Here is a 6,029-nt window from a genome sequence, read left to right on the forward strand (position 1 = left end):
CCGGCACCACCACAACCAGACCAACAGGCCATTCAGTCGCGGATCGCTCCGGAGCAACTTTCCAAACTTACCCGATCTCAAGAATCAAAGCAAATCAGCATTTCTGCGATCTGCCGGTCATCGAGACCAACCCCGCCGTCTTGCAGCACGCCAAGTGACGAACCGTTTTTCAGGCTGTTTAGAAGGGGTTTGGCCGCCTTCGGTAACCAGCTCCTCGCCGGCCCCCTCTCGGCGACTTAGAAAACAATACACCTACTTTGCCCCCACCGCAAACCCTCCCCCGTATGGCTCCAGAACCGCGCCAATCCGGGGCAAAACGGGTGCTGAGGGCACATTCCAGGGCGCCGCCGTCGTACTTGGGCCCTGTGTGCTGCATCACCACGCCTTGCGCCGGCGGAACGCGGAACTGGTTAAGCGCAGAAAGGGCCGGCAACCCTAAGGTTGCCGGCCCTTTCCAGACCACTGGAATCAGCAGTGCTGAGCTAACAGCTGTACTGAATTACCAGGAAGACTTGGTGATGCCCGGGAGCTCACCGCGGTGAGCCATGTCGCGGAAGCGAACACGGGAGATACCGAACTTCTGGAAGGTACCGCGGGGACGGCCATCGATGATGTCGCGGTTACGCAGACGTACCGGTGAGGCGTTGCGGGGCAGCTTCTGCAGGCCGAGGCGTGCAGCTTCGCGTGCTTCGTCGGTTGACGCGGGGTCAACCAGGGCCTTCTTCAGTTCGAGGCGCTTTGCAGCATAGCGCTCGACGATGACTTTACGCTGTTCGTTCTTAGCGATCATTGACTTCTTAGCCATAGTGCTTAGCGCTCCTCTCGGAATTCGACGTGCTTACGGATGCGGGGGTCGTACTTCTTCAGAACCATGCGGTCCGGGTCGTTACGACGGTTCTTGCGCGTGACGTAGGTGTAACCCGTGCCAGCGGTCGACTTGAGCTTGATGATCGGACGTACGTCCTTGTCCTTTGCCACTAGAGCTTCACTCCTCGTGCCAGGATGGCGGCTACGACAACGTCGATGCCACGTACGTCGATGGTCTTGATGCCACGTGCAGAGACCTGCAGGGTGACATTACGGCGCAGGGACGGAACCCAGTAGCGCTTCTTCTGGATGTTCGGGTCGAACCGACGCTTGTTGCGACGGTGCGAGTGCGAAATGCTGTGTCCAAAGCCCGGCTCGGCTCCGGTCACCTGGCAGTGTGCTGCCATGACGACTCTCCTCATGAAAATAAATGAAACGGTCCGCAGAGTTCCGCGTACCGTGCGACAGGCGGCGTCCGCATCCAGCTCATATCACGCGGTCCGCAGGCGTCGGCAGCCGGCATAACCGGCTGTTTTCCGCACTGCGGGGAACATGATGGGCCACGAGTACCGGGCAGAAGAATCCTCTGCGAAGTACCGGGATGCTGGGCGAATACAGGAGTGCACGCAACTTGAGCCCCTAACTACCGGCCTTGAGGACTGTCGATATTGAGGACAGATCCCGCCAACCGGAGCAATTGCACACGCTCCGCGCCACCTAGCGCCTACCAAGTCTACGAGCTTGACTAATTAAAGGCGAATCGGGTAGCCGCCGTTGCCCTTCGCGGGTGTATAAGCCCGGCTGCCTCACCGTTCCCAAGTCACATCGGCGCCGCAGTCTTTTCACAGCAGAATGAAAGGTACCGCCCGCACCGTTGAAGCATGAACACACAACTCCTGCCCGCTCTGCCCGCCGGTTCCCGGGACCGTAAGGGGCCGGGCAGTTTCAGGGCCCGGCACCGCCGTCGCCTGTTCCGTACGGACCTGCTGACAACGGCCGCCTGGGCTTCCATTGCCGCTGCCGTGGCGTTGTGGCTGGCCGACGGCGGCACCTCGGAATTCTCGACACTCGCCGGCGCCGTCACTGCCTTGGGCATCGTGACCGGGCTCGCCGGCATGGACCTGGTCCTGTTGATGCTGCTGCTGGCAACAAGGATTCCGCTCATCGACCAGACCGTAGGCCACGACCGCGCCCTGGAGTTCCACCGGAAGCTCGGCAAACCATCGCTCTACCTCCTGCTGGCCCACGGACTCCTGATCGCCATCGGCTACGGGATGGCCGAGGGCCTCGATCCCGTCAGCGAAGCGGTGTCCCTCTGGGTGCTGGTGCCGGACATGTGGCTGGCCTTCATTTCCATGGCGCTCTTCATCGCCGTGGTGGTGACGTCCCTGGTGGCGGTCCGCCGGCGTTTTCCCTACGAGTTCTGGTACGCGGTGCACCTGCTGACCTATGCCGCGGTGGCAACCTCTTTGCCCCATCAGTTCAGCGTGGGCGGACTGTTCGCCGAAGGTACGTGGCAGCGCTGGTACTGGCTGGCGGCGTGTATCGCCACCGGCGCGGCCCTCCTGCATTACCGCGTCCTCGAACCGGTCATTGCGACGTTCCGCCATCAGCTCACCGTCAGCCGGGTAGTGCAGGTGGCGCCGGGCGTGGTCAGCATCGAAATGCACGGGCTACGGCTCAACGAGCTGGCCGGGGCAGGCGGACGGTTCTTCATCTGGCGCTTCCTGGCACCGGGCTTGTGGTGGCATCCGCATCCGTTCAGCCTCTCGGCCGAGCCCTTGCAGTTCGACGCCTCCGGCCGCGGCTTGTTGAGGATCACTGTCCGGAACCTTGGCCGGGGATCGGCCCAGTTGGCAGGCGTGAAGCCCCGGACGAAAGTTGCCGTGGAGGGGCCCTACGGAATCTTCAGCACCGCGGCGCGGAGCCGGGACCGTGTGGTGATGATCGGAGCGGGCATCGGCATCACGCCGCTGCGGGCCCTCCTGGAATCAACGCCCTTCGCTCCGGGGCAGGCCACCGTGATCCTTCGGGGCCGCACCGAGCAGGAACTCTACCTCGGCGACGAGATTCTGGAATTGGCACGGAACCGTGGCGCCACAGTGTTCCACCTGACCGGCCCCCGTTCGGCCCGGCACACAGGAAGCTGGCTCCCGGACAGCGCCACCGACGCCGGGCATCGGCTGGCGGACTACGCGCCCGGAATCGCAGACGCGGATGTCTATGTCTGCGGGCCGGGGGCGTGGGCAAGGAACGTCCTCGAGGATGCCCGCGCCGCCGGCGTCAGGGAAGACCAACTCCACTACGAAAGGTTTGACTGGTGAGAATACGCGCAGCAGTATCGGCAGCACTTGCGTCCGCAGGCATCCTGCTTGCGGGATGGCAATCCGGCATCCACGTGGAGGACACCCGGAGCGCCGCAGCCAGCACCTCGGCAGGCACTAACGGCGTAGCAGGCACCAACGGCGCCACCGGCACTAACGGCGCCACGGGTTCCTCCAGCTCCGGCTCGGGGTCCACTGATACGGGGGCCAGCGATACGGGATCGTCCGCGGCCGCCGGAACGGATTCGGGCGCGGCCGCAGAGCCCACCACCGGAGCCGCTGCAAAGGCCGGGGGAACCTATGCCGGCAGTGTGGTGCAGACGCGCTTCGGCGCAGTCCAGGTCCAGATCACGGTCAAGGCCGGCGCCATCACTGATGTGGAGGCCCTGCAACTGACCGATGACGACCGCAAATCCATCCAGATCAGCAACCGGGCAGCTCCCCTCCTCAGGTCCGAAGTCCTCGCCGCCCAGTCGGCCGACGTCCAGACCATCGGAGGCGCCACCGTGACCAGCGTGGCCTATCTGAACTCCCTCCAGGCGGCCCTCGATGCAGCGAATCTCTGATCCGCGAACCGGCGCTGAAGCCCCGCCGCAGCCGCCGTCGTTGCGGGCCAGGACCTTCAGCTGCATGGGAACGGTGGTCAGCCTGACCCTGCCCTCGGCGTCAGGTGCGGACGAGCTGGTAGCTGCCACCGCCGTCGTCGAACGGCTTTTTGCCGGGCTGGACGAGACGTTCAGCCTGTACCGCGCCGATTCGGAAGCCAGCAGGCTGGCGCGTGCCGAGATCAAGCTTCCGGACGCGTCCGGGGAAATGCGGCGGCTCTACGCCGACGCCGTCGGCTGGCGGCTGCTGACCGAGGGGGCCTTCACACCGGAACGGCCCGACGGCGTCCTCGACCTGTCAGGGATCGTCAAGGGATACGCGATCCAGGAGGCGGGCACATCCTTGCTCGCGCTGGGCCTTCGCGACTGGTGCCTTAACGCCGGCGGCGACGTTTTGGTCAGCGGATCGCCCGAAGCCGGGAGCCCGGGTTCCGGCTCCGACGAGCCGTGGCGGGCCGGAATTGTTGATCCGCAGGACCGCCGGACCCTGATTGCCGGCTATCCGCTGGGCGGCGCGAACAGCGCGAACGGCGCGAACCTGGCGCTGGCCACCTCCGGCTCCGCGGAACGCGGAGACCACATTTGGGCGGCCGGAGCAGGGGCCGGCGCAGCCAGCGGCGTCCGTGGAGCCCCGGCATTCCGCCAGGTTTCCGTTGCGGCGGCAGACATCGTGACGGCCGACGTGCTGGCGACGGCAATCGTGGCCGGCGGAATGCCCATGCTGGACCGCGCCACGGACGGGTGGAACATCGAAGTACTGGCCGTGCAGGCAGGCGGCGAACTCCTCGCGACGCCCGGCTTCAGGCGGTAATTTTCGGCGTCGGCTCGCGGCGTACGTCAGGGCGCGAAAGTCACAGGCGCGTGAGCTGGCTGTACCGCGGCTGGAGTCCGTCGCCCGAGGACTTGCCCGTGACCCGGCGGACCACCCAGGGTCCCGCAAACTCCCGCACCCAGCGCGCATTCGCCCGGATGGCGTCGGTCCGGCTCAGCTCCGGCACGGGCGTCATGGGCGGGACATCGATGGAGTGATCGTGCTCGAGGACCGTCAGCACCCTCTTGGCCATATTGGCGTGGCCGGCGGCGGACATGTGCATCCGGTCCTTGGCCCACATGCCCCAGTCGTAGTACTCGCTGAAGCGCCAGTAATCGACCAGCAGGGCGCCGTGGTCACCCGCGATGCCGCGCACCAGCTCGTTGTAAATGGCGGTGCGGCCGCGCATCGTGCCGAATACCTTGGAACCGCGGGCGTCGAAGCCCGTGAACATCACCACGGTGGCACCTGTCGCGCTCAACTTGCGGATGCCGGCGTCGTACTCGGCCAAAAGGTCGTCGATGTCGATCCTGGGACGGAGGATATCGTTGGCCCCCGCGTAAATGGTCACCAGCGTGGGTTTGAGTTCGACGGCGGCATCCACCTGCTCTGCCATGATCTGCCGGAGCTTCCGGCCCCGGATGGCGAGGTTGGCGTAGCCGAAGGAGGGGTCCGCGGCGCCGAGCTGCTCAGCTACGCGGTCCGCCCAGCCACGCACTCCGTTCGGGCGGGCCGGATCGTCATCGCCGACACCCTCCGTGAACGAATCTCCCAGGGCAACATATCGGGCGGAAAAATCCATATCGATAGTCTGCCACCCGTTGCCGCGAGCAACAAAGCGGCGGCTATCCGCGGATCCGGACGGCTGATTCACGCAGGTATTGTTCCACCCGCGTGTAGGCATCCCGGGTCAGGGCTTTCCAAAGGACGATGGCAAGCCTCGAATCGCTGGACTCAAGTTCGGAGATCGCCTCGGCACTGAGCACCATCACCTCCACGGGACCGTCCGCCCTGACCGTCGTTTCCTGCCGGTTGCCGCTGCCCAGTGCCAGCTCGCCGAATGTCATGCCGGCGCTGAGGGTGTTGAGCTTGACGGGATCGGAGTTGGCTCCGGACGACGTACTGCTGACCTTGCCGGAGGTAATGAAGTAGACCCCGCCAAACCGCAGCCCGATGCGGCGGATGACGTCGCCGTCGTCGTACTTCTTCGCTGTCATAAGGCTTTGCAGGGCCAGCGCGTCCGCCTCGTCCAGCGGCGCCAGCGCGGGCGAATCCGTGACCGGAACGTGGTCCCGGAGCAGCAGCCTGTCCCCGTACTTTGCCAGCAGCCGGTTTTCGCAAAATTCGACGGCGGCGCTGCGGGAGGAAAACGACGGGACGGCCTGGTCGGGGTGCCCGTTCCGTTCGCCTAGGAGTCTGCTGAATTAGTCGTGGGTGGGCGCGTCGACTGGACTGGTGGGCCTGGTGGTTAAGACTGGTCTT

At 65.1% G+C, this 6,029-nt stretch carries 8 protein-coding genes; 3 read left to right on the top strand and 5 right to left on the bottom strand.

The window, feature by feature from the left end:
* Positions 1-499: 499 nt before the first annotated feature.
* From rpsN to rpmB, 3 genes are read right to left on the bottom strand one after another with little or no spacing between them, the layout of a single operon-like run.
* Entirely contained in the window at positions 500-805 is a 306-nt protein-coding gene (rpsN, locus tag PV761_RS23910) for a 30S ribosomal protein S14 (protein ID WP_011693742.1), read from the bottom strand.
* Positions 806-810: 5 nt separating this feature from the next.
* Positions 811-978, bottom strand: coding sequence for a 50S ribosomal protein L33 (gene rpmG / locus PV761_RS23915; RefSeq protein ID WP_011693743.1), 168 nt, complete (start codon positions 976-978; stop codon positions 811-813).
* Positions 978-1,214 (bottom strand): 50S ribosomal protein L28, encoded by a 237-nt coding sequence (gene rpmB / locus PV761_RS23920; RefSeq protein WP_011693744.1) that lies wholly within the window; start codon positions 1,212-1,214, stop codon positions 978-980. The genes rpmG and rpmB overlap by 1 nt, the downstream gene beginning before the upstream one ends.
* Positions 1,215-1,688: 474 nt before the next feature.
* Between rpmB and PV761_RS23925 the strand changes: the two genes are divergently transcribed.
* From PV761_RS23925 to PV761_RS23935, 3 genes are all read left to right on the top strand, one after another.
* Positions 1,689-3,131 carry a ferredoxin reductase family protein gene (locus tag PV761_RS23925; RefSeq protein WP_347900010.1) on the top strand — a complete coding sequence of 481 codons (1,443 nt, stop codon included), beginning with the start codon at positions 1,689-1,691 and terminating at the stop codon, positions 3,129-3,131.
* Positions 3,128-3,697: an FMN-binding protein gene (locus tag PV761_RS23930; RefSeq protein ID WP_347900011.1), complete on the top strand. Its 570-nt coding sequence runs from the start codon at positions 3,128-3,130 to the stop codon at positions 3,695-3,697. The genes PV761_RS23925 and PV761_RS23930 overlap by 4 nt, the downstream gene beginning before the upstream one ends.
* A gap of 64 nt (positions 3,698-3,761) precedes the next feature.
* Positions 3,762-4,547, top strand: coding sequence for an FAD:protein FMN transferase (locus PV761_RS23935; RefSeq protein ID WP_347900014.1), 786 nt, complete (start codon positions 3,762-3,764; stop codon positions 4,545-4,547).
* Between the two features lie 40 nt (positions 4,548-4,587).
* Here the strand turns inward: PV761_RS23935 and PV761_RS23940 are convergent, their stop codons facing one another.
* Both PV761_RS23940 and PV761_RS23945 read right to left on the bottom strand, forming a co-directional pair.
* A complete protein-coding gene (locus PV761_RS23940) occupies positions 4,588-5,349 on the bottom strand; it encodes an SGNH/GDSL hydrolase family protein (RefSeq protein WP_347900012.1) in 762 nt (253 codons plus the stop codon).
* Between the two features lie 43 nt (positions 5,350-5,392).
* Positions 5,393-5,764 (bottom strand): cyclic nucleotide-binding domain-containing protein, encoded by a 372-nt coding sequence (locus PV761_RS23945; RefSeq protein ID WP_347900013.1) that lies wholly within the window; start codon positions 5,762-5,764, stop codon positions 5,393-5,395.
* Positions 5,765-6,029 lie beyond the last annotated feature (265 nt).

Source organism: Arthrobacter sp. CC3, assembly GCF_039907775.1.
Classification (GTDB): Bacteria; Actinomycetota; Actinomycetes; order Actinomycetales; family Micrococcaceae; genus Arthrobacter.